General features: G+C 62.4%; 26 protein-coding genes and 5 tRNA genes. 22 read left to right on the forward strand and 9 right to left on the reverse strand.

Features of this window, described 5'->3' with window-relative positions:
* Positions 1-161 precede the first annotated feature (161 nt).
* The 10 genes from MRBLWH13_RS06705 to MRBLWH13_RS06750 all read left to right on the forward strand — a co-directional run bounded on the left by MRBLWH13_RS06705 (position 162) and on the right by MRBLWH13_RS06750 (position 8591).
* Positions 162-713: a hypothetical protein gene (locus MRBLWH13_RS06705; protein ID WP_341957479.1), complete on the forward strand. Its 552-nt coding sequence runs from the start codon at positions 162-164 to the stop codon at positions 711-713.
* Between the two features lie 28 nt (positions 714-741).
* A complete protein-coding gene (locus MRBLWH13_RS06710) occupies positions 742-1791 on the forward strand; it encodes a 2,3-butanediol dehydrogenase (RefSeq protein ID WP_341957480.1) in 1050 nt (349 codons plus the stop codon).
* Positions 1792-2273: 482 nt separating this feature from the next.
* Positions 2274-3434, forward strand: coding sequence for a site-specific integrase (locus tag MRBLWH13_RS06715; RefSeq protein ID WP_341957481.1), 1161 nt, complete (start codon positions 2274-2276; stop codon positions 3432-3434).
* 91 nt (positions 3435-3525) lie between these two features.
* Positions 3526-3903, forward strand: coding sequence for a hypothetical protein (locus MRBLWH13_RS06720; protein ID WP_341957482.1), 378 nt, complete (start codon positions 3526-3528; stop codon positions 3901-3903).
* Between the two features lie 384 nt (positions 3904-4287).
* A complete protein-coding gene (locus MRBLWH13_RS06725) occupies positions 4288-4812 on the forward strand; it encodes a helix-turn-helix transcriptional regulator (RefSeq protein WP_341957483.1) in 525 nt (174 codons plus the stop codon).
* Positions 4813-4850: 38 nt separating this feature from the next.
* Positions 4851-4923 (forward strand) — tRNA-Arg (locus tag MRBLWH13_RS06730).
* Between the two features lie 882 nt (positions 4924-5805).
* Positions 5806-6228 (forward strand): hypothetical protein, encoded by a 423-nt coding sequence (locus MRBLWH13_RS06735; RefSeq protein WP_341957484.1) that lies wholly within the window; start codon positions 5806-5808, stop codon positions 6226-6228.
* On the forward strand, positions 6225-7364 hold the full coding sequence (locus MRBLWH13_RS06740) for an AAA family ATPase (protein WP_341957485.1): 1140 nt from the start codon (positions 6225-6227) through the stop codon (positions 7362-7364). Before MRBLWH13_RS06735 ends, MRBLWH13_RS06740 begins: the two co-directional genes overlap by 4 nt.
* 453 nt (positions 7365-7817) lie before the next feature.
* Entirely contained in the window at positions 7818-8006 is a 189-nt protein-coding gene (locus tag MRBLWH13_RS06745; protein ID WP_341957486.1) for a hypothetical protein, read from the forward strand.
* 18 nt (positions 8007-8024) lie between these two features.
* A complete protein-coding gene (locus tag MRBLWH13_RS06750; RefSeq protein ID WP_341957487.1) occupies positions 8025-8591 on the forward strand; it encodes a hypothetical protein in 567 nt (188 codons plus the stop codon).
* Between the two features lie 65 nt (positions 8592-8656).
* Here the strand turns inward: MRBLWH13_RS06750 and MRBLWH13_RS06755 are convergent, their stop codons facing one another.
* Entirely contained in the window at positions 8657-8878 is a 222-nt protein-coding gene (locus MRBLWH13_RS06755; RefSeq protein ID WP_341957488.1) for a hypothetical protein, read from the reverse strand.
* A 190-nt stretch (positions 8879-9068) separates the two neighbouring features.
* Between MRBLWH13_RS06755 and MRBLWH13_RS06760 the strand changes: the two genes are divergently transcribed.
* The 5 genes from MRBLWH13_RS06760 to MRBLWH13_RS06780 all read left to right on the forward strand — a co-directional run bounded on the left by MRBLWH13_RS06760 (position 9069) and on the right by MRBLWH13_RS06780 (position 12676).
* On the forward strand, positions 9069-9407 hold the full coding sequence (locus MRBLWH13_RS06760) for a terminase (RefSeq protein WP_341957489.1): 339 nt from the start codon (positions 9069-9071) through the stop codon (positions 9405-9407).
* A 138-nt stretch (positions 9408-9545) separates the two neighbouring features.
* Entirely contained in the window at positions 9546-9839 is a 294-nt protein-coding gene (locus MRBLWH13_RS06765) for a hypothetical protein (RefSeq protein ID WP_341957490.1), read from the forward strand.
* A 95-nt stretch (positions 9840-9934) separates the two neighbouring features.
* Positions 9935-10102 (forward strand): hypothetical protein, encoded by a 168-nt coding sequence (locus MRBLWH13_RS06770; RefSeq protein WP_341957491.1) that lies wholly within the window; start codon positions 9935-9937, stop codon positions 10100-10102.
* The gene (locus MRBLWH13_RS06775) at positions 10095-10325 is read left to right on the forward strand and encodes a hypothetical protein (RefSeq protein ID WP_341957492.1); all 231 of its coding nucleotides are present in this window, start codon (positions 10095-10097) and stop codon (positions 10323-10325) included. Before MRBLWH13_RS06770 ends, MRBLWH13_RS06775 begins: the two co-directional genes overlap by 8 nt.
* Positions 10326-10450: 125 nt before the next feature.
* Positions 10451-12676, forward strand: a complete 2226-nt coding sequence (locus MRBLWH13_RS06780) for a tape measure protein (RefSeq protein WP_341957493.1) — start codon at positions 10451-10453, stop codon at positions 12674-12676.
* A gap of 47 nt (positions 12677-12723) precedes the next feature.
* Here the strand turns inward: MRBLWH13_RS06780 and MRBLWH13_RS06785 are convergent, their stop codons facing one another.
* Complete coding sequence (locus tag MRBLWH13_RS06785; protein WP_341957494.1) at positions 12724-13200, reverse strand: hypothetical protein; 477 nt, start codon at positions 13198-13200, stop codon at positions 12724-12726.
* Between the two features lie 83 nt (positions 13201-13283).
* Positions 13284-14534, reverse strand: coding sequence for a hypothetical protein (locus tag MRBLWH13_RS06790; protein ID WP_341957495.1), 1251 nt, complete (start codon positions 14532-14534; stop codon positions 13284-13286).
* A gap of 434 nt (positions 14535-14968) precedes the next feature.
* Between MRBLWH13_RS06790 and MRBLWH13_RS06795 the strand changes: the two genes are divergently transcribed.
* Together MRBLWH13_RS06795 and MRBLWH13_RS06800 are read left to right on the forward strand one after the other, a co-directional pair.
* Positions 14969-15229, forward strand: a complete 261-nt coding sequence (locus tag MRBLWH13_RS06795; protein ID WP_341957496.1) for a hypothetical protein — start codon at positions 14969-14971, stop codon at positions 15227-15229.
* A 16-nt stretch (positions 15230-15245) separates the two neighbouring features.
* Positions 15246-15728, forward strand: coding sequence for a hypothetical protein (locus tag MRBLWH13_RS06800; RefSeq protein ID WP_341957497.1), 483 nt, complete (start codon positions 15246-15248; stop codon positions 15726-15728).
* On the opposite strand, the gene MRBLWH13_RS06805 is transcribed toward MRBLWH13_RS06800, so the two are convergent.
* The 6 genes from MRBLWH13_RS06805 to MRBLWH13_RS06830 form a co-directional block, all read right to left on the reverse strand.
* Positions 15725-16045, reverse strand: coding sequence for a hypothetical protein (locus MRBLWH13_RS06805; protein WP_341957498.1), 321 nt, complete (start codon positions 16043-16045; stop codon positions 15725-15727). The genes MRBLWH13_RS06800 and MRBLWH13_RS06805 overlap by 4 nt on opposite strands.
* A gap of 340 nt (positions 16046-16385) precedes the next feature.
* Positions 16386-16826 (reverse strand): hypothetical protein, encoded by a 441-nt coding sequence (locus tag MRBLWH13_RS06810; RefSeq protein WP_341957499.1) that lies wholly within the window; start codon positions 16824-16826, stop codon positions 16386-16388.
* Positions 16827-17067: 241 nt separating this feature from the next.
* Positions 17068-17844, reverse strand: a complete 777-nt coding sequence (locus MRBLWH13_RS06815; RefSeq protein WP_341957500.1) for a hypothetical protein — start codon at positions 17842-17844, stop codon at positions 17068-17070.
* A gap of 257 nt (positions 17845-18101) precedes the next feature.
* Positions 18102-18173, reverse strand: a tRNA-Val gene (locus MRBLWH13_RS06820).
* A gap of 25 nt (positions 18174-18198) precedes the next feature.
* Positions 18199-18269 (reverse strand) — tRNA-Cys (locus MRBLWH13_RS06825).
* A gap of 53 nt (positions 18270-18322) precedes the next feature.
* A tRNA-Gly gene (locus tag MRBLWH13_RS06830) sits at positions 18323-18395 on the reverse strand.
* Between the two features lie 152 nt (positions 18396-18547).
* Between MRBLWH13_RS06830 and MRBLWH13_RS06835 the strand changes: the two genes are divergently transcribed.
* The 5 genes from MRBLWH13_RS06835 to MRBLWH13_RS06855 all read left to right on the forward strand — a co-directional run bounded on the left by MRBLWH13_RS06835 (position 18548) and on the right by MRBLWH13_RS06855 (position 22556).
* Positions 18548-18620, forward strand: a tRNA-Val gene (locus tag MRBLWH13_RS06835).
* A gap of 114 nt (positions 18621-18734) precedes the next feature.
* Positions 18735-19736 (forward strand): hypothetical protein, encoded by a 1002-nt coding sequence (locus MRBLWH13_RS06840; RefSeq protein WP_341957501.1) that lies wholly within the window; start codon positions 18735-18737, stop codon positions 19734-19736.
* A gap of 68 nt (positions 19737-19804) precedes the next feature.
* Complete coding sequence (locus MRBLWH13_RS06845) at positions 19805-20593, forward strand: AraC family transcriptional regulator (RefSeq protein ID WP_341957502.1); 789 nt, start codon at positions 19805-19807, stop codon at positions 20591-20593.
* 110 nt (positions 20594-20703) lie between these two features.
* On the forward strand, positions 20704-21669 hold the full coding sequence (locus MRBLWH13_RS06850; protein WP_341957503.1) for an ABC transporter substrate-binding protein: 966 nt from the start codon (positions 20704-20706) through the stop codon (positions 21667-21669).
* Entirely contained in the window at positions 21666-22556 is an 891-nt protein-coding gene (locus MRBLWH13_RS06855; RefSeq protein WP_341957504.1) for a siderophore-interacting protein, read from the forward strand. Before MRBLWH13_RS06850 ends, MRBLWH13_RS06855 begins: the two co-directional genes overlap by 4 nt.
* The last annotated feature ends 7 nt before the right edge of the window (positions 22557-22563 follow it).

Genomic DNA, 22563 nt, shown 5'->3' on the forward strand with positions numbered 1-22563 from the left:
CTGTCACCGTGACCCCCCTCAGAGTCCGTCGAGACCCGTTGTGGGTATACGACGTCTTTTCACCCTATGCGAGATATTGCTTTGTTGACAATGGTGCAGTTGTGACAGATGCGAAGTGTGTGATCGGACTCTATCTGACAGTTGTCTTATAAAGTAGGACTATGGACGCACGGTCGCGACGGTCGCGCGAGAGCCTTCGCGCAGCAGTCCTCACCCTGGCGGGGGACACCCCGATCTCGGAGGTGACGGCATCCGCGATCTGTCTGCAGGCGGGCGTCACGCGCGACACTTTCTACCGCCACGCCGACAGCCCGGCAAGTCTGCTCGCCGACGCACTGTCCGCCGAGATCGACGAGGCGATGGAGGTTCTCCCCCAGGCCGACGCGATCGGCGACGCGGAGCGCGCACTGCTCGAGCACGTGCACCGGCGAGCGGACGTGTACCGGGGCGCGATGCATCCGCTGCTCGCAGCTCCCGTGCGCAGCAATCTCGAGCGATCGATCAGCGCGGGTCTCGTGCTGTGGGTCGAGCTGCACCCCGAGATCGTCCCGTCCGAGTTCGCCGCCGATGCGGCCGCGATGCGGATCGCCATCGCCTACGCCGCGGCGGGCACCATCGGAGCCGTCGAGGAGTGGCTGCGCAGCGAGGACGACGACATCGAACGTGCCGTGAGGCTGATCCTCGCGGCGTCACCGGAGTGGTGGCTGCGCTGACAGCCGCCCGGAGAAGGAGAAGAAGAGGATGAAGGCCGCACAGTTTCACGCGAAAGAGGACCTCAGGGTCGAGGAGGTGCCCGAGCCCACGCCCGGCCCCGGGCAGGTGAAGCTGCGGAACGCCTTCGCCGGCATCTGCGGGTCCGACCTGCACGTGTATTACAGCCCCGAGGCCGCAGGGCTCGACTTCGATCACCCGCACCCCGTCACCGGTTCGACGCTCCCCCAGATCCTCGGTCACGAGTTCTCCGGCACGATCGTCGAGCTCGGCGAGGGCGTCGACGACGTCGCAGTGGGTGATCGCGTCGCCGTCTGGCCCATCTACTACTGCGGCGAATGCCCGGCCTGCCGTCGGGGAATGTTCAACGCCTGCCAGAAGATCGGCTTCCATGGGCTGAGCTCGCACGGCGGCGGAATGGCAGAGTTCACGACGGTGGATGCCACGAAGCTGCATGTTCTTCCCGAGAACGTCGACCTGCGCATGGGCGCACTCGTCGAGCCGATGTCGGTCGCCTGGCACGCCGTCTCCCGCAGCGGTGTCGACGCCGGAGGCACCGCATTGATCGCCGGCGCCGGCCCCATCGGCATCGGCGTCTGGTTCGCTCTCAAGGCGCGCGGTGTCGAGAAGGTGCTCGTCTCAGAGCCGAGCGCAGAACGTCGTGCCATCATCGCCGGGCTCGGCGCGACGGTCGTCGATCCGGTGAACGAGGATCTCCCCGCCGCCGTCGCGACGCTGAGCGACGGAAACGGTGTGGATGTCGCGTTCGACGCCGCCGGCGCGGGACCAGCCGTCACCTCGTCACTGGCCAGCCTCGTGCCCGGCGGACGGGTCATCGTCGTGGCGATCCACGAGCGCCCCATGGAGTTCCTGCCCACGCAGCTCGTCATGGCCGAGACAGAGATCGCGGGCGCGCTGGCCTACCTTCCCGAGGACTTCGACGCCGTGATCGAGGCCATGTCCCGCGGCGTCTACGACACCACAGGCTGGGTACAGGAGGTCGCGCTCGAGCAGGTCGTCGACGCCATCCACTCGCTGCGCGGTGGTGCTGGCGCGAAGATCCTCGTGCAGGCCGACTGACCGTCGCATGCAGACGGAGGGCCGAGCGGATGCTTCCGCTCGACCCTCCGTCTACGGTGCTTCCGATGCGATCACGGATTCAGCGCCCCGAACAGAGAAGCGCCCCGGCGAATCTGGGGAATTCGCGGGGGCGCTGTGCCGGCGCTGGGGATCAGCCGGCAAGTGACCGAAGTCGTGGCCACGCTCCCAATATACCAGTGTGTCTAGCCAAGCGAAAGACTAGCTTGGCTACGGAGTAATTCCAGCAGCCATGATCTGACGCCCACTGGGTACGAAAAAACCCCCGGATGACCGGGGGTTTTCTTCTGTGCGCGATACTGGGATCGAAACAGTATTTGTGATACTGGGCCACCCCGCATGGTTGCAGCGATCTGCGCCGTCCTGGTGCGAATTTTGCCTGGTTGTGTTAAGGTCACTGGGACGCATGAGGTAGCAATACACCGCACAAGATATTGCCCGTTATTGCCCAGGAGAGACAGGCCATGGTTCCCAAGAAGCGCAAGCGGCGAGAGTCGTTCGGTGCGATCCGGCAACGCTCGTCGGGCCGCTACCAGGCTTCGTACGTGGGGCCAGATGGAGAGCGTCACAACGCGCCGCAGACGTTCGATGGCATCACTGATGCCCGCGGTTGGCTCGCGGTGCAGCAGGCGCGCATCCTCGACGGCACTTGGTCAGAGTTCGACACTGCTCGCGCGGAGTCATCCGGCAAAGGTAAAGCGCTCACTTTCGGGTCATACGCCGAGGACTGGGTCAGCACCCGCACCAACCGCCACGGGGAGCATCTTCGCCCGCGTACGGCTGCTGAGTATCGGCGCCTCCTTGCGGGTTCGCTTCGCCCGTTCGCGGACTCGCGGCTGACAGCCATTACGCCGGACCAAGTTCGTTCGTGGTACTCAACGCTCATCGCTGCCGGGACGAAGACCCAGGCCGCTCGAGCATATGAGCTCCTGAAATCAATACTTACAACCGCGGTCGCGGACGGACGCATCAAGGTCAACCCCTGCCAGATTCGGGGCGCCGCCTCCGCGTCGACAGGAAAGAAGACTGAGCCCCCAACTCCGTCAGAGCTGCAAGCGATCCTCAACGCGATCACGCCTCGCTTCCGAGCTGCAGTGGTCTTGGCCGCATGGACCGGCGTGCGCTACGGCGAGTTGACGGAGCTCCGCCGCAGAGACATTGAGATCGTCAGCGACGATGAGTCTCAGTCGATCGTGGTCAACGTTTCCCGCGGGGTAACGCACGTAACCGGGCAGGGCTTCATCGTCGGTCGAACGAAATCGGAGGCCGGAGTCCGTGCCATCGTTCTCCCTCCTCATGTCAACGACATCGTGACAGAACACCTGAGCGAGTTTGTAGGAAGGTCCGCCGACTCGCTGCTGTTCCCGTCAGCGGACGGAAGTGGGCATCTGGCTCAATCAGCGTTCTGGAAGCACTGGAACCCGGCTCGGATCGCGGCGGGTCGTCAAGACATGCCCTGGCACGCGCTCCGTCACTACGGCGCAACCCGTGCGGCATTGGCCGGAGCCACACTCAAGGAGCTGCAGTCGCGCCTCGGACACTCTACGGTCGCGGCAGCGATGAGGTACCAGCACACCGCTGGCCGCGACGAAGAACTCGCGAGGCGCATGAGCGAACTCGCATGAGAAGGGTGTCCGTGCCTGCGGACACCCCAACGAAGAGACCCCCACCGAGGTGCAACTCAGCGGGGGTCGGGTCACACAACTGGGAGTCGAAATGACCACTGTTACTGTATCCGCAATTACAGACACGCCACGATCCTGCACCGTGTACGCATGGTGCGAGCTCGATCACACTGACCCGGAGATCATTCGGTTCGCGCCTCACTCGCATGAGCAGCAAATCACGCTGACGGCCGGCGATGTCACCCAGGGTTTCCTTCTCGAGGTGGTGAAGGGTGTTCCACGAATCGAGTGCTCCCTCGATCTCGACGAGATCTGGCGAGAGCCCGGCGAGACTACGGACTCTTTCAAGAGTCTCAGCGACGTCTTCGCCACGGCGTCGACCCTTTACGCGAGGTTCGTGCGCGAGTTGACTCCGACTCTCAAGCGGGCTCACGACGTCACTCACGAACTCTCTAGTCGGGACGTCTGATGGGCGTGCACGAGCAATTCATCGTTCTTGAGCGGTCCGGGCTGTCTGCTCGCGAGATCGCTCAGTTTTGCGGCGTCTCGAGCCGCACGGTGGTCCGGTGGCGGCACTCGACCCGACAGAGCCACCGCCCGGCGACAACCCCGCTTCCAACCGCACAGCTAGAGCAGGCCTTGCGCTTGCTCGAAGACGGAGCGTCCATAAGTGAAGCCGCTCGGAGTGTCGGCTGCGCGAACAAAACCCTTTCCAGGCGCTGGCCGCAGTATGCCTGGGACCCGTCGCAAGCGGGACGCTTTGCCGCTATGGTCGCTCGAGTGAACCGCGGATGGGAGCCAAGCGATGCCCGCTAAGAGGTCGCGATCGCAAGTTGACGATGAGATTGTGGACATGATTCGCGAGGCAATGCGATTGCGAGGAATGTTGCAGAAGGATCTTGCCGCCGCGACGGGAATGACACAGCCCCAGATCAGCGTGCGGCTCTCGAAGTCTGGCGCTTCCATACCTGTCCACCAGGTCTTGCTGATGTGCGCCGCAGTGGGATTGGACGCTACAAGGGTCTTCGGTGAAGCGTCAGAACGGGCGGAGAAGTCACCACTCAAGGCGCAAGCGGGTGACGTGGAAGCGGTCGCATACAAGCGCCCGCCGAGCTTGGACGATACGGGGCAGGTCGAAGCTGTCGGCCGTCAGATCGCAGCATCTCTGTGGGCCGGATGCGATGATCGCGACTTCATTGAGCTCGCGATCGACCAGATCATGTTTCGGGAAAACAATTCCTTTTGGAGCCCGCGCCGCAAGCAGCTCGCGCTGATGTTTGCTCTCAGCGACCTCGCCTACACGATCGGCCGGCGCTATCCAATCCGGGATCAGTTCACTCTGAAGCCCGTGCTCGACCCCGAGAGGATCATTCGCTAAACGAACAAGGTGGCGCTCGTGTGGGCGACCCCTTGGCACCTGCTGCAGCTCAGTGGACAGAGCATCGAGCTTCTACCTCGATAGTCGCTGGTTCGAATCCAGCCAGCAGGACGCATCCCCAGGCTGGCGTATCGCCCAAAACGCGAGACGAGCGCCGGCACAACAGGCCTCGACGCGCCATCCCATCCGGGTCAATTCATGCCAATAGCAGGCGTAGTTTTGCACACATTCTATAAAGCGCCTCAAGACTAATACGGGCCGAGAATCAGCGGAATTTCGCCAAATCGTCGTCCATCAGATCTGTCCGACGCTCCGAGAAACCTCTCTTATCCACAGATTTATGCACAGAGCAAGTGGCAGAGTTCACAGAGATCCATTTACATAGTTATGCGGCCAAGTGCTGCGCAGTACATGGAAATTCGTGGGCTATCGAACGCGCCCGCTTAACGCTCTGACCTGTTAAGCGGGCGCTACCACGGAGACGGTTGAGGTGTCAGGGTGGGTCCCTTCAGGCTACCCACTCCGGCTTCGAATGAGGAATCGGGGTACAAGAAATGTCGGAAACTACTTGGGGAAGCATTGCAGAGGTAGCCGTTGTGATGGGCGTGAGCACAGACACAGTGCGCAGACGCTGCGCAGACGGGTCGATTCGCGCTGTCAAATTCGGGCCACGACTCATTCGCATTGACATGACGAGTTTGGAGAAGTCGGTGCGCCCCCTGGCCGGATATGCAGCATGACCAGCGGGCCTATCGAGCGTCTAATCCGCTACGCGTACGCGGGAGACGGCGTCGTCATCCCACCCGCCCGGATGACACGCATCATCCGCAAGTCAGTCCGCTTGCTGGGGTACACCCGAACGATTCAGCTCATTAATTCAGTTCGGACGGGCGCCATCAGTGAACAGCGCCTCCGCGTGATGACTTCGACGGGAGTGGCTGACCCTACGGGAGAACTGGCCGCGCAACGCGTCGACTTCGCGCGGGCAGTGAGTTGAACGCGGCACCCTCACCGAGCGGAGCCGATCATCCACGCACAACAATCAGCGCACAAGCATCGATCGCTATCGACGCATGGGCGTGGGGGCTCGCGGACGGCTCGCTGCGGCTCTGGCAACTCCCCGACGCAATCAACACCCTATGGGGAGTCGCCTACGAGCAAGGACGGCGCTCGCGAGACACGGAAGTGCAACTCCTGAAGCTCGACGCCGACCGTCTGTGGCTTCGCGCGTTCGTTGACAACGACCGGCAGCAGTACCTTCTGGAGCGGCTCGACCAGGCCGCGGATCTCGCGAACCGACCAGATGTTGATGACGTCCTTGATGAGGCGTGGCAGATCTACCTCGCCAGCCTCGACAACATCCGTGAGCCAATACGGTTCACCTCAACTCAAGACACCCGAAAGGAGGTCGCGTGAACAGCTCAAACCGCATCTCAATGCTGGACCTCATGTCTCGGAGGTTCGCCCCAATTCAGTACGTGATCCCCGGCATCATCCCCGAAGGTCTGACAATCCTTGCCGCACCACCGAAGATCGGTAAGTCCTGGCTCGTGCTCGACCTGGCGTACCAGCTCGCTACTGGCGGTGAAGCTCTCGGAGCAGTGCCAGTGGACCGAGCGAGACCCGTGTTGTACCTCGCTCTAGAAGATACGCAACGGCGACTTCAGGATCGCCTCAAACACCTTGATGTGGTTGTCGCACCTGAGGAGCTCTACTTCCAGACCGAGGCTGACCCCGGGTCCGTTCTCGAGCAGGCGAGAGAGTTCATGGGCGAACATCACGACGAGGCTCCGGTCATCATCATCGACACGCTTGGAAAGGTGGCAACGCCGGCAAACACTGGCGAGTCGGACTACCAGAAGGACTATCGGATCGGTGGCGGTCTCAAGGCTGTCGCTGACAGCGTCTCGGGCGGTTCGGTGATCGTGGTTCATCACACTCGCAAAGCAGCGGGTGACGACTTCCTCGATTCCGTGTCAGGAACGCAGGGGCTCGCAGGATCTGCAGACTCGATCCTGGTCCTTCGCCGCGATCGCAACGAGAACAATGGCAGCTTGTCTGTCACGTCACGCGACGCCGTTGAAGGCGAGTACGCCGTTCACCGAGACGGCGTGAGATGGGTGCTCGTTGGCGGCGCTCTTACCGAGGCTGCGGTCGCCCTGGCGAATCAGCGAGTGACCGAGGGACTAGGTGGAACATCGACCGCTGTTGTCGCGTACGTCACACAGCATCCAGAAGGAGTCCGCGCCGCCGACGTCGCCTCAGAGCTCATCATCACAGAAAAGGACGCAGGTACTTATCTGCTGCGCGCATACCGAGCGGCTCGAATCGGCAGAGCGGACCGCGGACTCTATATCCCCGTAGGAAACACCCCTGTAGGAAGCGTAGGAAGTGTAGGAACGGCACCTGAGCTTCCTACACAAACGACACTTCCTACACACCTACACACGGCCTACCTGTCGGAAACCGACCCCGGAACGTGCGTGCACGGAGTAACAGTCGGAGCTAAGTGCTCACGGTCAGGATGCGGCGGCAAGGCGGTGACGGCATGACCGCTCAAATCCAGTTCATACGCGAACGGCGCAACTTCACGAAGGTCGTGATCGACAGGTCATTCGACGAACCAGCCACGAACGCGCAACTCGCGGCACTCCACGATCTCACGATCGCGGAATGGATCGAGTTTGCTCACCCGAAGAATGGCCCGAGACCAACACTCGGGTTCATCAACTCCCCCACACTCACGCAGCTTTGGACGACCCGTGCGCGAGAGGAGCACGTACGAGCCGAGATCAACCGCATCCACGGCGTGAAACGCGCTCGCTCACGGAGGCGGAGGGGACGCGGATGAATCGACCAATCAACATCTCCCCAGCAACATGCACGACGTGTTGGCCGTGGGTCCGATGGTTCCGCACAGGCTCAGGCGCGTGGGTCAGACAGGAACAACATGAACCACACTGCACCGTCTACCCGCGCGTCCAACGATCGGAGATGAGAGACGCATGACTGAGGACTTGATCAGCCGAGCACACGCCGGCATCCGCAACTGCCCGGACCACTCCCACTGGAACGGCGAACGATACGACGCACTGCTCGAGCGAGTTGTGCGCGACATGACCAAGGTCGCCCGTCGACCACACCACAAACTTCCCCCTGAAATCGCAGCCCTCTTCGGCCGCGACTCCAACTAACGAAAGGCATCCAGAACCATGGCACTCGACGCACTCAAGACCGAGATCGACGGCTACCGAAACAAAGCGATCGGCGAGATCACCCAATATCGGGAGCTTCACGAAAAGCTCAAGAACGACCAGTCCCTGACTCCGCTCGGCAAGCAGGAAGTCCTCGCCGATGCGCACCGACTCGTCACAGAGTCCGTGGCGAAGATTCAGAAGCAGGAAGAGACCGCGATCGCCACGAAGGCCGAGTCTCTTCAGCGCTCACTCGTGGCCAGGATCGGAACAAGCGGTGGCGACCTCGTTGCAATGCGAGACGCAGAGGAACGAGCCGACCGCCTCGAGGACGACAAGGACGCAATGCGAACCATCGAACGAGCGATCCGCTCCGATGATCGTTCCCTCGCGCACGCCGTGATCCGCAAAGCAAACGAGTCGGGCTGGGCTGACGTGGTCGACAAGGCAGCTCAGGCGTACCCGTCAGCAGGCGAAGCGATCCGAGATGCGGCAGCACTCCACCGCTACACCAACGACATCCGCGAGGGGTTCGTCCGGGCGGCCACCTACTCAGTCGGAGACGCACCCCGCTTCCGCGGATGACGCCCCCGACCTTTTAGGGGGCCATCTGACCGGGGCGAGGCCGACCTAATTGTGCTTCGCCCCGGTCACCGCACCCGGGTACGCAGTTCGGCCACCTCGCGCTCGAGCTTCTCCACCACCTTGATGAGCTCCTCGATCGCATTACCGGCATGAGCCAGGCCAACCGCGAGCATTTTCTCCGGATGAGGGTCAGACCCAATGTTGCCCAGCGTGGTCATCGCCGAGCTGTTGCCCTTGATCGCTCCCGCAACTCCACTGACTTGGCTCTTCGCCGATGCAATGCTCATCAATCGTCCTCTCATAGGGCGCGCGAGTTGCGCGTTGCGGAGACCGTAGCGGCAACCACAGACAACCCGGGCCGCACCCTCCTCCCCTCCCCATCAACGGCCCTCCCATAGGTAAAGGGCCGATATCTCCCCGAACGCCCAAACGATGGGCCTCTTTGCGGGGGCTGTGACAGCAGAAAGTAGGTGATTCATGGCACGTATGCCGAGTGGTCTGGGTAAACCGGGCCAGAAGCTTTGGAAGTCGATTGATCAGCAGTTCGATCTCGCTGAACATGAGCGCACGCAGCTCGAGCAGGCTTGTCGAGTCCGCGACACGATCGAGCTCCTTCGGGAGCAGGTGATCAAGGACGGTGTGATGATCCGATCGTCTCAGGGCGACCGGCTCCACCCGGCGATTGTTGAGGTTCGACAGCAGCAGCTCGCACTCGCGCGGCTCTTGGCGACCTTGAAAGTCCCGGGCCTTGAGGAAGATGACCTTCCGTCGAGTCGCCCGGCGCGGGGTGTCTATGCGCTGCGAAGCGCATCGTGAGGCGCAAGAAGGCTCCACATGCCGCGGAGACCCCGGTCGACGTTCTCTTGCGAGCGGTGGCTGCGAGCCGCCGTGCACAGGGTTTGCCTTGGCCTCCGCTGCGCCGGGACGGTCATTCGCGGACGGAGGTGGTCGGGCGTGCGTCGGAAGAAGCTCGTTGACCGCGATCCGATCATCGCGGAGTCGCTTTCGGCGTCGGCGCTGACGCCGGCTCCGACCGATGACGTGCTTATGCCGTATCCGCTGAGGAAGAAGGCTTTCGAGCGGTGGCTGGAGAAGCGTTCCTCGTGGGTGGGACTGCGTGAGGCGTACGCGCTCGAGTACGGGTGGCCAGGTGGCGATTATGCCCGTCACGTGGAGGAGGACGAGTCGCATCCGATTCCGGCTGCGCCGTTCGATCCGGAGTGGGAGATCCGAAACGGGGATCTATAAAACTCCGTGTGTGAAAAGGCCCTTTACCTATGGGAGGGCCTCGCCAGGGGGCGGGAGGGTCCCCACGCCCGTCGTTGTAGAGAGAAGAGAGAGCTATGAATCCGTGGGAAATCGTGTCCTGGATTGGAGCGATCGCAGTTGCGGTCGTGATCCTCGTGATGCTGTTTGTGTTCGTGAAGGGCGTGATCAAGCCTTCGAAGAAGCCTGAGCATCCGGTTGACCGGCTTGCTCGCAGGCTGGGTGGCGGTGGTGCGAATGAGTGATGAGGATCTCGCACTGCAGGTCGCGGCGAAGATGCTCTTGGCCAAGCCGGGTCAACGTGAAGACGTGATGCGGGCAGAGATCCCGCTCGACCGCTTCGCTCGAGTGTTGCCGCTGCTCCCGGTGATGATGGCCCGGTTCTTCGACGGGTTCACCGAGAACAAGCAACTCCGGCTGGGTATGCAGGGAATCCTGCGCACCTACCTGCAGCAAAGTACGAAGTAGAGCAGAAGAAACACAGCACTACCTAGGGTGCCCTGGTCCACGTGGCCGGGGCACCTTGTCGTTTTCAAACGGGGGGATGTCGCCTACCTCCGCGAAGGCCCGATCGGGTCGTTTGGGGGTGCCGGATGGCACAGGAAATTGGTGTGGCGTACGTGAGCCTGCTCCCGTCTGGGACCGGGTTCTCGAAAGCAGTAGACAAGGAAGCAACCTCGGCGTTCGGGAACGCGGAGAAGCGGTCAAAGGGATTCTTCTCGTCGCTCGCGAGTGGCATCGGGAAGGTGGTCGGCGGCGTTGGGGTGCTCGCCGGCACAGTGGGGGCCATCGCTCTCACGGGCGGTATTTCGCGTGCTTTGAATATTGAGGATGCGACGGCGAAGCTGAAGGGTTTGGGTCACGATACCCAGACCGTTCAGGCGATCATGCAGGATGCTCTCGCGTCGGTGAAGGGTACGGCGTTTGGTTTGGATGCTGCGGCTACGACTGCGGCTTCTGCGGTGGCTGCGGGTATCAAGCCGGGTCAGGAGCTTGAGCGGTATCTGCGGTTGACGGCTGATGCGGCGACGATCGCTGGCACGTCGATGGGTGAGATGGGCGACATCATCAACCAGGTGACCTCTAAGGGTTACGCGGGGATGGAGAACCTGAATCGTCTGACTGAGCGTGGTATTCCGATCATGCAGTGGCTGCAGAAGGAGTATGGCGTCACTGCGGATGAGTTGCAGAAGATGGTGTCTCGTGGCGAGGTGGATGCGGAGACGTTCCGCCGCGCGATTGAGAACAACATTGGTGGTGCGGCTCTCGAGTCCGGTAACACAACACGTGGCGCGTTCTCGAACATGGGCGCAGCTCTGTCTCGGCTCGGTGAAGCCTTCGCCGGTCCCGGCCTGGGACTCGCGCGGGACTTCTTCAACGAGCTGACGACGATCGCGGACGGAATCACCGCCCGCGTGCAGCCCGTCGTCGAAAAGCTGCAATGGACGATCGACGGGATCGACTTTCAATTCGCGGAAGGAGCGCTGAACGGTCTCGACCGACTCGTCTCAGGCTTCGGTGACCTCAAGGACACGTTCAAGGGCTTCGACGGGCTCACGCCCGTCTTTACAGCTCTCGCGGGTGCCATGGCGCCTCTGCTGGCCACGCTCCCGATCATTGGACGGTTCCTGCCGGTGATCTCCGGACCCGTGGGTGCAGTGATCGGCCTGCTCGTCGGCATGTTCATCGAGTCGGAAGCACTGCAGAGCTCGGTGATGGGGCTGGGTGAGACCTTCAAACCGCTTCTCCAAGTGCTTCAGGAGCTCGGAGCGAAGATCGGCCCCGTGCTGTCAGACGTCCTCGCAGAGATGGGCGACCAGCTCGCGGAAATCGTCCCACTCCTTGCAGAAGCTCTTGTTGATGCCCTCGTCGAGTTGGCGCCCCCGCTGACGGATCTGGTGCTGGCTCTCCTGCCACTCATCCCGCCACTGATCCAGCTAGTGGTCGACATCCTGCCGCTTCTCACCGATGCGCTGAAGTTCCTGATCCCGATCCTCGTTCCGATCGTCCAGGGCATCGCGGAGCTGTACAACGTGTTCGTGCAGCTCGTCAGCTTCTTGTCTGGAAACAAGACCTTCGACGAGATGACCAGCTCCCTGGAAGCGACAGGCGGGCCGATCATGGACATGGCGCGAGCGGTCACCGATTGGCTGATGCCTGCGCTCAACTGGCTCACCGAGACGGTCTCGCAGGTAGTCGCGTCTTGGAACTCCGGCTGGTCACAGATCGGCGCGTTCTTCTCCGGTGCAGTGCAGAACATCCTCAACATCGGACAGATGATCTGGACTGCGCTGCCGGACGGAATCCGCACGGGTATCGAATCAGCAGTGACGATCTTCGCTTCGCTCCCAAACCGCATTCAGGCGATCCTGTCTGGGGCGGGCGCGTGGCTCGTCAGCTCCGGTCGTGCGCTCATGCAGGGCTTCATTGACGGCATCAAAAGCATGGTGGGCAGTGTCGGATCCGCCATCAACGGTGTCCTCGACTGGGCGTCCGGGTTCTTCCCGCACTCGCCCGCCAAGCGGGGAACATTCGCTGGTTCTGGGTGGACCGCCGTGGAGGATGGCGGCGCCTCCCTGATGGAGCAGTTCGCGTTCGGTGCCGAGTCCTACCGACCCGAGATCTCGTTCACCAACATGAGCAGTCTGATCGGGGCCGCTTCGACGTCACCATCCGGCCTTGCGGCTGGTGACAGTATGCGACTGGTCGTGGACGGGTACGAGTTCAACGCCTATGTCGATGACCGTGCGGAAGGGCGCGTGCAGAACTACTCGCGGGACTTCTCGCAGACCATTCGCCGCGGCGTGCGGACGGTCTGACAGGAAAGGCCCCGTCTCAGATTCAGCTAGACGGGGCCTTTCGGCAATCAGAACAGATTCAACCAAGCAGAGAAGATCGTTCCAATGCCGAAGATCCACAAGTACAAGCTGCCCGCGTCGGCGACGTCTCCAGCGAGACGCTCGGATGCTCGAAGCTCCTTGATTCCAGCGGCTTTCGGATTGATCGACAGGCCATCGGTGTAAACCCGGATCTGACGCTCCCGAATCCTCGCGATCTCCTTAAGCCCTCCCATCAAGATCGCGAGAACTCCCAGCCCCACGGCGTAGGTCTTCGCTTCAACGCTGCCCTTCTCGGGTCCGAACACGAGCAACGCGGTGAGCCCGAGGAACACAACGGCGATGATGACGACCACCAACGTCGTCTTCTTGATCTGCTTCTTGACCGCGTCCGTCAAGTTTGTATTCGCATGCATGCGCACGAGCATATCTAACTGAATCCGCTGATAAACGTGGAAGGAAGCATGAAGCCCAGTTGATCGTGGCCCACCATCCAGAGAAGCCATTCCACAGTTCTTCCATCACGTCTCGGAGCAGAGCGAGAGATCGCTCGCAGTCGGCGATGATGCGGCGAACGGACCGCGAGGGGCTACAAACTAAGATCCTTGACCGCTTTAGCCGTGTCAGCGACAGTCTTGATGTCAGCCAAGTCAATGCGGAACGTCGTCACCTTCTCATCTGATCGTCTGCCCTGCGGTTCAGGAGAAGACGCAAAGATTCGTTCGCCGAGCATCCTCCGGAACGCGGTGGCTTCGGTCTCAGACATACCTTCCGTGAACGGTTCGAGCGCGAGAAGATCGAGAGCGCGGTAGTTCGCTTCGATTGCGTTGCGCTGCCGCTTCCCTGCTTCTCGGAAACAGAACCCGGAGAATGCGATAGCCGTGACCGAGAGACCAGTTTTGAGAAGCGTGACCGTCAGGTCCGGCGCCTCGTTAAGCCGGGCGATCTCTCGGAGCTCGAGTCCGAGGTAGGCGAGGGTAGCGATGACTGCAAGGCTCCCGGCTGCAATCCAAAGCCGGTAAGCGAAACGTTCTCGCCGGGCAAACTTGTCGTACCCACCAGCTCGCGCCTGGTCGCCAACGCGTTGAACTAGCTGCTGGCCAAGTTCAGCGTCCTTCGCCAGAGAGGTGATGGACTTCTCAGCCCGAGCCTCCAGTTCGTCTCGTTGACTCTGAGCAAGCGAAGATACCTGTTCTCGTTGCTTGCCGGCGTCGATCTCAATCTTGCGGAGAGTGTCACTGTGCGTCGCGTTCCACTCATCGGTGATCACTGTCTGTTCGGAAACAAACCTGTCGATCGTCGACTGCGCCTCGGCTGCGATGCTCTGCGCCATCTGGGTCGCCGCGGAGGATGCTTGAAGAGCAGCTTGCGCCTCACTGTGCGCCAACTCGGCGTCTGCCTGAAGAGCTTGCAGCGATGACTCTGCTGTCTCGACATAGTTGCGCGCCGCGTCGATGACCTGAACCGAGCGAGACGGGTTAGGGAGAGCCGGCCAGAATCCTCTGCTGAGCTCCCCCAGAATCTGATCGCAGAGTGCGTCGATTTGAGTAACCGTGTTCGGAGCCATAGCCCCCGACTGATCCCACCCCTGCACCTGACTTTCTAGCGCCTGAACGAGGTTGTGGAACATGGCGGCCTGATTAAGTCGTTGGCTCGGAAACAAGTCGGGCGAGACGTTACCAAACGCGCTCAGGTACTGCATGACGTTCTTGGCTCGAGCGGTAGTCGCTCGATCGATGTCACTCAGCGGACGAGTTCGGCGTAGTTCGTTCTTCACATCGTCGACGGCATCCCAAAGAGGGTGGCGCTTGAAGGCATCGATGTCTTCGGGCGAGGTCATAACCTCAGACCCTAGCGGCCTCAGGCCCGGCACAAAGAGTTTCGCACCAATCGTCTTGGGACGAGACTGCGTTGCCCCATACCCAGCAGCGAAACACCCGGTCGCCGGCCTTGAACTCAATTCCTGCTGCAAGCGTCGTCGACCGCACGACTTTCGCGTCTACACAGATGGGCTCTGGGCCGAACCTCACCCATGCGCGCACCCTACGTTGGGCGGCATGCGGATAGACCGTGACTGGCGTATCGCGTAGAGCCAACTCGCGGTCAGACAGCGATTGCAGCGGCCCAGACCTCGCCGCCGAGAGGATCGCCTGGTGTTGTGCCTGCATGTCGTAGTACGGGGCCAACCGCTTACTCGTCCCCATGCCGGCATCCCTTCCTCCGGCCTCAACCCAGGGTAGCAAGACTCGAACCTCTGTTCTAGAGTCTTTACCCATGGAAGCCGTAACTGTCGAACACCCCACAACCCTATGGATGGTCAACGACATCCCCACGAGGATGGTCTACGCGGGCCAACGATGGCGCATCACGGACACGCCCACACGGTTGCGCCACTCAGTGTGGACCGCGCCCCTCGAGCCCCACACGGGTCTCTACGGCTGGCGATTCCAAGGAACCAACGAGGACGGCCTATCACTCGTTTTCGACGTCTACAAGGGCCAGAACGGCTGGCACGTACACCGCACCTACGACTAGGCGGTACGGTCACAGCATGAGTGTCATCGGGCTGATCGCCATCATCTTGTACGTGCTGGGTCTCGCTCTGACCGGGTGGGGACTCTTTAGCGCCGTCGTGACCACGCAGCGCGACATCATTCGGTCGAAGGATCGTCTCGCCACTCTCAAGAACCTGGAAGCACGTCAACATGCCGAATCCCGCGAGCTCAGCGAGCAGCAGGCTCAGGACTGGCGCGACATCGTCTCAGCCGCCACGACCCCCGTTCCAGACCAGGCTCGGAAGGATTGGGATGACAGGTGGTCTGCAAGATTCGCCGTTATGCATGCGCGTCAGGACCAAGAGTTTGCCGAACTCGACTCAACGAGAGCGACTCTCGACAACCTGCCGCACCTCGCTCAGTTCGAGAGCCAATGGCTTCTTCAGAGGATCTTGGACTCCAACCGGGGAAACCTCGTCCTACTTGGTAGCGGTCTCGTCGTCACTACGATCGGGAGTATCGCGTCCGTCTTTGCCTAGTCGCTGAAGACGGTTACGGCGACGTCGAACGAGTCCGTAGTCACATCGAGAGCGATGGCAATGTAGTCGCGTGCCATCGCTGGGATCTCCTCACGCGTACGTGCCTGAGTTGCGCCGTCGATTTGTGGGATACGGATAAACCACAACTGACCGTCGCGCTTTGCTGTCACCTCGTAGACGTACTTCGCGGTCATCAGAATCTCGAAGTTCGCGTCGCCGCCTGACCCCGACCCGGTTCCTTGAGACCGATATCCGTCCGGCAGTTCCTCTACTACTTCATCGGCCCGCGGACCGCCGACTAGCCTGTACTTCACCATGGTGCGAGCATACGTTGAGGTGGCCGGTGCGGGTGAGACTCTGTTTCAACCTCGACTAGCTCGGTGTCAACCTCTTCTTCGAAACCGGCAGCGCCGCCGGTTTTTCCGGTCGACGTCTAGAAAGCTAGTCGGTACGTCTACCTGCTACGACTGATGGGCTGTTAGCCAGCAACCATCAAATCGTCGCGGCGCACAGGAGCGACAACGCTTTCGGCCGAGCCGTTATCTATCTCCACAAGAATCCTCCCGCGTCGATCGACCTTCGGCGACACGAGACGGGCCGTTACGGTCCCGCGACCGACTCGTACCCGCACCGGATCACCAGCATGATAGTCGGTCATCACCATGGCTCCGCTCCAGTCAAGTCTTTGATTGCTGCTCCTACCACACTATCCAACTTGTGAGCAAGATCGTCCATATTTCCACGCCACCTTTTTGCCTCACTCATAGCTAGGGGCGTTTTGAGGCGAACCTGAGCAAGCTTCACTGGATCTTGGTGAGCGATCGCGTTACGGGCGTCGTTGAGCAGTTCCAGGGAATCTTGTAGCTGTTGACCTCGAGCCGGCCACCTCGTCTTGATCGTGTCCCAAAGCTTGAAATTGAACCTATTGAAGTCCGCACCAAGTGACGAGGGCTGGGCGTTCACCTTGTTTAGTTGCAGACCAGTGTTCATCTGGATACTGAGAAGGTTCGACATGCCGGGATCAGTCAGGGTGCTGGCTACAGCTGAGACACCTTCGATATAGAGATCTCGACAGAAGGCCTGGAACTCTGAAGCCACGCGCACGATCATCGAGTGGTTCACTTCCTCTGTGAACCACTTTCGCCCTGGCGTTCCACCAGTTACCGCCCGATGAACGTTCTCTAGGTTGCGGAGCCCCCTCATGCGTCGATCGGACCAAGTTGCGAGGGCATCTGACGGCACGGACCTGACGATAGCAGCTTGAGAGAGCAAGCGATCATCAGCGTCCTTCTATAGTCGACGCTCAGTGAGCAGACGCGCCGCCACATGGAATCCCAGTTCATTTCGGCGTCGGAATCGGCGTGAAGCCAGCCTGGGGCGAGCCGACCTGCAGCTTCACAAGGGCTTCGCGCTCCCGAAAAGCGTTCCAGGTACGGAACAGGTAGAAGAGCGCCTGACCAGGGAGGATGCGCCGTGACGCGCCTGATTGCAGGTCGTTGGATACACGCCGGGTGAGCGTCAGAAACGGGTCGCCAGGACCGTTCTGGACTCCGTCCCGTATTCGGTTGAAGAACTCAGCCGTGTCATCTACGTCGAGCTTTGAGAACTCGAGGTAGGCGACACCGAGCGCACTCACCGGCAGGCGCAGATAGCGGTACATGCCTCGGGCGTGACGTGCTGCAAACTCGATGTTCGGGATCGAAAGGACTGCGTCGGCCATCTCGGACTTCGTGAGTCCTGAGCTCCCTCCGATGTGAGATGCGGCGTGCTTCACATCGCCGGCCTGGAACGCGGAGTAGAGACGTGCGATGGCGCCGACGTCTTTGGCGTCTGCTCGGTCAGCCAAACCGGTGATCACGAGCATGTCCCCGGTGTTGCGCGCTGAGCCCGAATCGAGGACCACAAGCGCGTCCTCGCTGATACCGCGAACGACGAGCACCCAAGCGCCCTTCGCCGCTGCGACGATCGCCTGACAACGGTTCTGACCATCGATCAGATGGCCCGCGGTGTCGAACTTGATCGCCTCCCCCGTGATCACCCAACGATCACTCTGGATGTCACGGACGTACCCGTTGATGCGGCTCTTTCGCATGTTCCGGTTGCGGTCGATGTTCACCGCCAACCACTCGACTGCCATCTCTGGCGTCACGAAGACGTACTCAGCCGTCTCCCCCGCTGGACCGTGCGCGACGGTCGCTGCCTGAGCTTTCATGGTCACCCCTTGTCGGAGCGGGCGTTCACTTGATCCCGCTGCTGAGATCAAGTTGTAACCAAGAAGTTCTCGGGGCGCACTATTGCCGGATCGTATTGCCCAGATGTTGCCCGAGCTTCCCCAGACAACAAAAAACCCCCGGATTTCCGGGGGTTTTGCTGTGCGCGATACTGGGATCGAACCAGTGACCTCTTCCGTGTCAGGGAAGCGCGCTACCGCTGCGCCAATCGCGCCCAAGTGGGCTATTCAGTTTGTGAGAGGTGGCGACGGGATTCGAACCCGTGTAAACGGCTTTGCAGGCCGGTGCCTAGCCGCTCGGCCACGCCACCGTGTGGATTGACCCCACGTGCCGAAGGCCTTCCGAAGAAGGCCCCTGCACTTGAGCGGATGACGAGACTCGAACTCGCGACCCCAACCTTGGCAAGGTTGTGCGCTACCAACTGCGCTACATCCGCGTTGTTCCCGGTTGTTGTCCCGGGCACTTATGAAACATTAGCCGATGATCTCCGACTGTCCAAACCGGAAGCGAATCTCGCGCGTGTCTCTCAGGGTGGTCAGCAGCGCCTCCGACCGTCCGGTAGTATCGGTTGACGTACCCCACGGGTATGGGCGATTGGCGCAGTTGGTAGCGCGCTTCCTTCACACGGAAGAGGTCATCGGTTCGAGTCCGGTATCGCCCACAGACACAAGCCCCGCACAACTAGAGTTGTGCGGGGCTTTCTCGTATCCACGAGCCGCTCCACGGGTCCGCATGTGGCCGCCGTCCGCCTTCCCCGCGAAGAAAGAGAGCTCCCATGACCGACTCCCCGCACGTCTCCACCAGAGACACACGATCCAGCACCTTGTCGATCGTGGCGCTCGCTCTCGCGTTCATCCTCCCGCTTGCAGGCGTCGTCCTGGGTCTCGTCGCACGAGTGAAGTCGAAGGCCGCAGGGTTGCCGACGATGGTGGCGACCACTGCCGTCACCATCGGCGCGGTCCTCAGCGCCGTCTGGGCGGTCGCGATCGTGCTCCTTCTCGGTTTCGGAGGCGCCCTCTCGGGCGAGTCCGAGCCCACGACGCCCGACAGCCCCGCGCCGTCGGAGTCGATGCCGCCGTCGGGATCAGAATCCGGCGACCAGCTCGTCATCCAGGTCACGGCGGAGCGCGACCCGGACTCGGCGACTCTCGCCGCCGCCCGCACCGCGCTCGCCTTCTACGGCGAGAACGCCGGCGTCGAGGTGATCGACATCGCCGAGACGGATGCCGGCGATCTCATCGTGACCTTCGGCGCAGGTGTCACCGACACCGACGTCGACGCTTTCGCTCGCGCCATCTCGGCACCTGCAGCCGAGGGCTTCTACGCGGTCGACGCCGTGCATCCCGCGACCGGGGGCGCAGACCTCGGCGACGGCTCGGCGACTCCCCCGTGCGACGCACTGCGGTTCGGTCCGATCGCCGTCGAGGGGCACGTCCTCGCCTGCGATGAGGCGATGCAGACCCAGCTGCTCCTTCCCCCCTCCGCGCGCCTGGTCGGGAACGCCATCGCGGAGGTCGAAGTGAGCGGCGACGTCGTGGCCGTGACCCTGTCCGACCCTGCTGCCGAGGATTTCGCAACGTGGACCAGGGATGCGTCCACCGCGTCCGCGCCCGGCAATCAGATCGCGCTCGTCGACTTCATCGGCGTCATCAGCGCTCCTGTGGTCTCCGGTGAGCTCGCTGGCGAGTTCCAGATCTCCGGCGCGGCTCTCGACGTCGATCTCCTCGCTGCCCGCCTTCAGCTGCTCAGCGCCGGGGTGTCGTTCACCACGCGCTGAGCGGGCCCGCACGTCGTGCTAGCTTAGGGTGACCTAACCAGGACTGCGAGACGACAGGCGGGGAGACGATGTCGCTGATCGGACAGCACCCCGACGAGTCCGCCGTCTGGCGCATCGGCACTCACGCCTTCGAACTCACGGATCACGTCGAGTGGGATGCGCACTCCCACGACGAGCAGCACGAGCTTCTCTGGGGCACACGGGGGGCATTGACCGCTGAGACGGACGACGGCTACTTCGCCATTCCCGGGTCCCTCGGGCTCTGGATCCCCGCAGGCGTCACGCACCGGGTGGTGGCGGCGGCAGGCACCGCGTTCCGCTGCACATTCGTCGATGCCGACATCCACCCGATCGCCACCCGCACGACAGCCGTCGCGATTCCCCAGGTGGTCCGTGCGGTGCTCGACAGACTCGAAGCACCCCCGTATCTCTCAGCCTCCCCGCGCGTGCACGCCGAGGAGCTGGCGCTGAGCCTGCTCGAGCCGGTCGAAGTCTCGACGATCGACCTCCCACTCCCCCTCGACATGAGGACCCGCCTCATCGCGGAAGCGCTCCTCTCGGACCCCGCCGATGATCGCTCCATCGAGGACTGGGGCCGTCAGGTGGGCGCCAGCGCCCGCAACCTCTCGCGACTCTTCGTCGCCGAGACCGGACTCAGCTTCTCCACCTGGCGCACGCGCGCTCGCATGCGCCGCGCCATCGAATGGCTGGCCGCAGACCATACCGTCGCATATGTCAGCCGTCGCTCCGGATACGCGACGCCGAGTGCGTTCGTGCAGGCGTTCCGGCGCGAGCTCGGTCGCACCCCCGGGGAGTTCGCCTCCGTGCGCAGCGAAGCCTCCAAGAAGTCGGCCTGAGCGCGACACCGGCTGGCACCTGTGCGACACGGAGCCGGTTCATACTAGGTAAGCCAAGCCTTAGCTAACTTTCTTGGCGCCCTCCTGAACTCTCTCCTGGAAGACGATCCATGCGCTCCTCGCCTCTCTCGCTCATCGCGCTCGCCGCGACCGGCCTCCTGCTCACCTCGTGCGCCGGCTCCACCGCGGCCGGCTCCTCCGGCGACGCTGCGAGTGTCGAACTCACCACTCCCGTCGGCGTCGACATCGAGATCCCCGCCGAGCCTCACTCCGCTCTCGGCTTCTACACGACCGATCTCGACATCCTCATCACCCTCGGGTTCGATCTCGCCGGAACTCAGCCGATCCGCGATGACTTCACCGCATTCCCCGAGTTCTTCCCCCAGGAGAAGCTCGAGGGGCTGAAGACCTTCGGCAACTTCCCCGAGTTCAACCTCGAGGCGGTGCTCGAAGCCGAACCGGACTTCATCCTCAACGGGCTGGGATACGAGGAGGATCTCGACGGCAAGCTGCAGAAGATCGCACCGACCTACACCTACAACGCCTTCGACGGCGGAGACTGGCGCGATGTCGTCTCACAGGCAGCCTCCGATCTCGGACGCGAAGACCAGTGGCAGGCCTGGCTCGACCAGTACGAGGAGCGCGTCGCCGACATCAGAGCACGCCTCGACGCTGCCGAGATCCACCCCGTCGTCGCCGATGTCGGCTATTTCGAGGGTCAGGTCACCACCTCCTGCTACGGCGTGCCGTGTCTGGTGTTCGCCGACCTCGGCCTCGAGATGCACGAGCTCATGAACGCCACCGACGAGGGGCTCCCCGCGAGTGAGGACTACACCGAGCTCAGCGCCGAGCAGGTCGGTCAGCTCGAGGGCATCGACGTCGTCTTCACCGGAGCCGACGAGGACGGCACGGTCTGGATCGAGGACGACGCCGCGCTGCAGCAGAACCAGCTCTGGCAGAACCTGTCGTTCGTCCAGGACGGTGCGTATTTCCCGTACAACTACGAGATGATCTACGGCTCGCCCAGCGGCATGCGCGGCTTCCTCACCGTGGTCGAGAAGGCGCTGCTCGGATGAGCGTCAACCTGATCCACCGCATCGTCGTCCAGCGCGTCGAGCGCCTGAGCCCCGGCATGGTCCGCATAGTGTTCGGCGGAGAAGGACTCGACGGATTCGTGTCGACCGGCGTCGGCGACGAGTACTTCCGCGTGTTCTTCCCCGCCGAGGGCCAGCACGAGCCGAACCTCCCCTTCCCCACGGATGACGGGTACTGGGACTTCCCCGAGGGTGTCGAGCCGGCACCGATGCGCACCTACACGGTGCGGGATTGGGATGCCGCGGCCGGCGAGCTCACGATCGACTTCGTCGTGCACGACGGCGGTGTCGCCGCAGCCTGGGCGCTCCACGCGAAGCAGGGCGACGTGGTCGGCGTCAACACCCCGAAGGGGCTCTACGACCCGCCCGCCGATATCGAGTGGCAGCTGTTGATCGCCGACGCGACCGGGCTCCCCGCTGCCGCGCGCCTTGCCGAGAACGCCCCGTCGGGCATCCGCACGCGCGTAGTGCTCGAGGTCTCCACCCCCGAGGACGAGCTGGACCTCACCCCGGCAGAGGGCGTCGAGCTGCACTGGGTGCACGGCGGCAACGGTCATGCCCCCACCCGCATCGAGGAGATCCTCCGCGCCTCCGAGCTTCCCCGCGGCTCCGGATACGTCTGGGTCGCCGGAGAGACCAAGGCGACCCGTGGCGTGCGCAAGCACCTGCGGCACGAGCTCAAGCTCCCCGCGTCCGCGTACAAGGTGATCGGCTACTGGACCGAGAACGCCGAAGCCTGGCGTGAGCGGTACGAGTCGCTCGACGAGTCCACTCACGCACGACTGATGGCGATGTGGGACGACGAGACCCGCCCCGCAGAGGACATCGAGGAAGCCTACGAGGCCGAGCTCGAGAAGCTGGGTCTGTGATCACCGA

Source organism: Microbacterium sp. LWH13-1.2 (genome assembly GCF_038397735.1).
GTDB lineage: Bacteria > Actinomycetota > Actinomycetes > Actinomycetales > Microbacteriaceae > Microbacterium.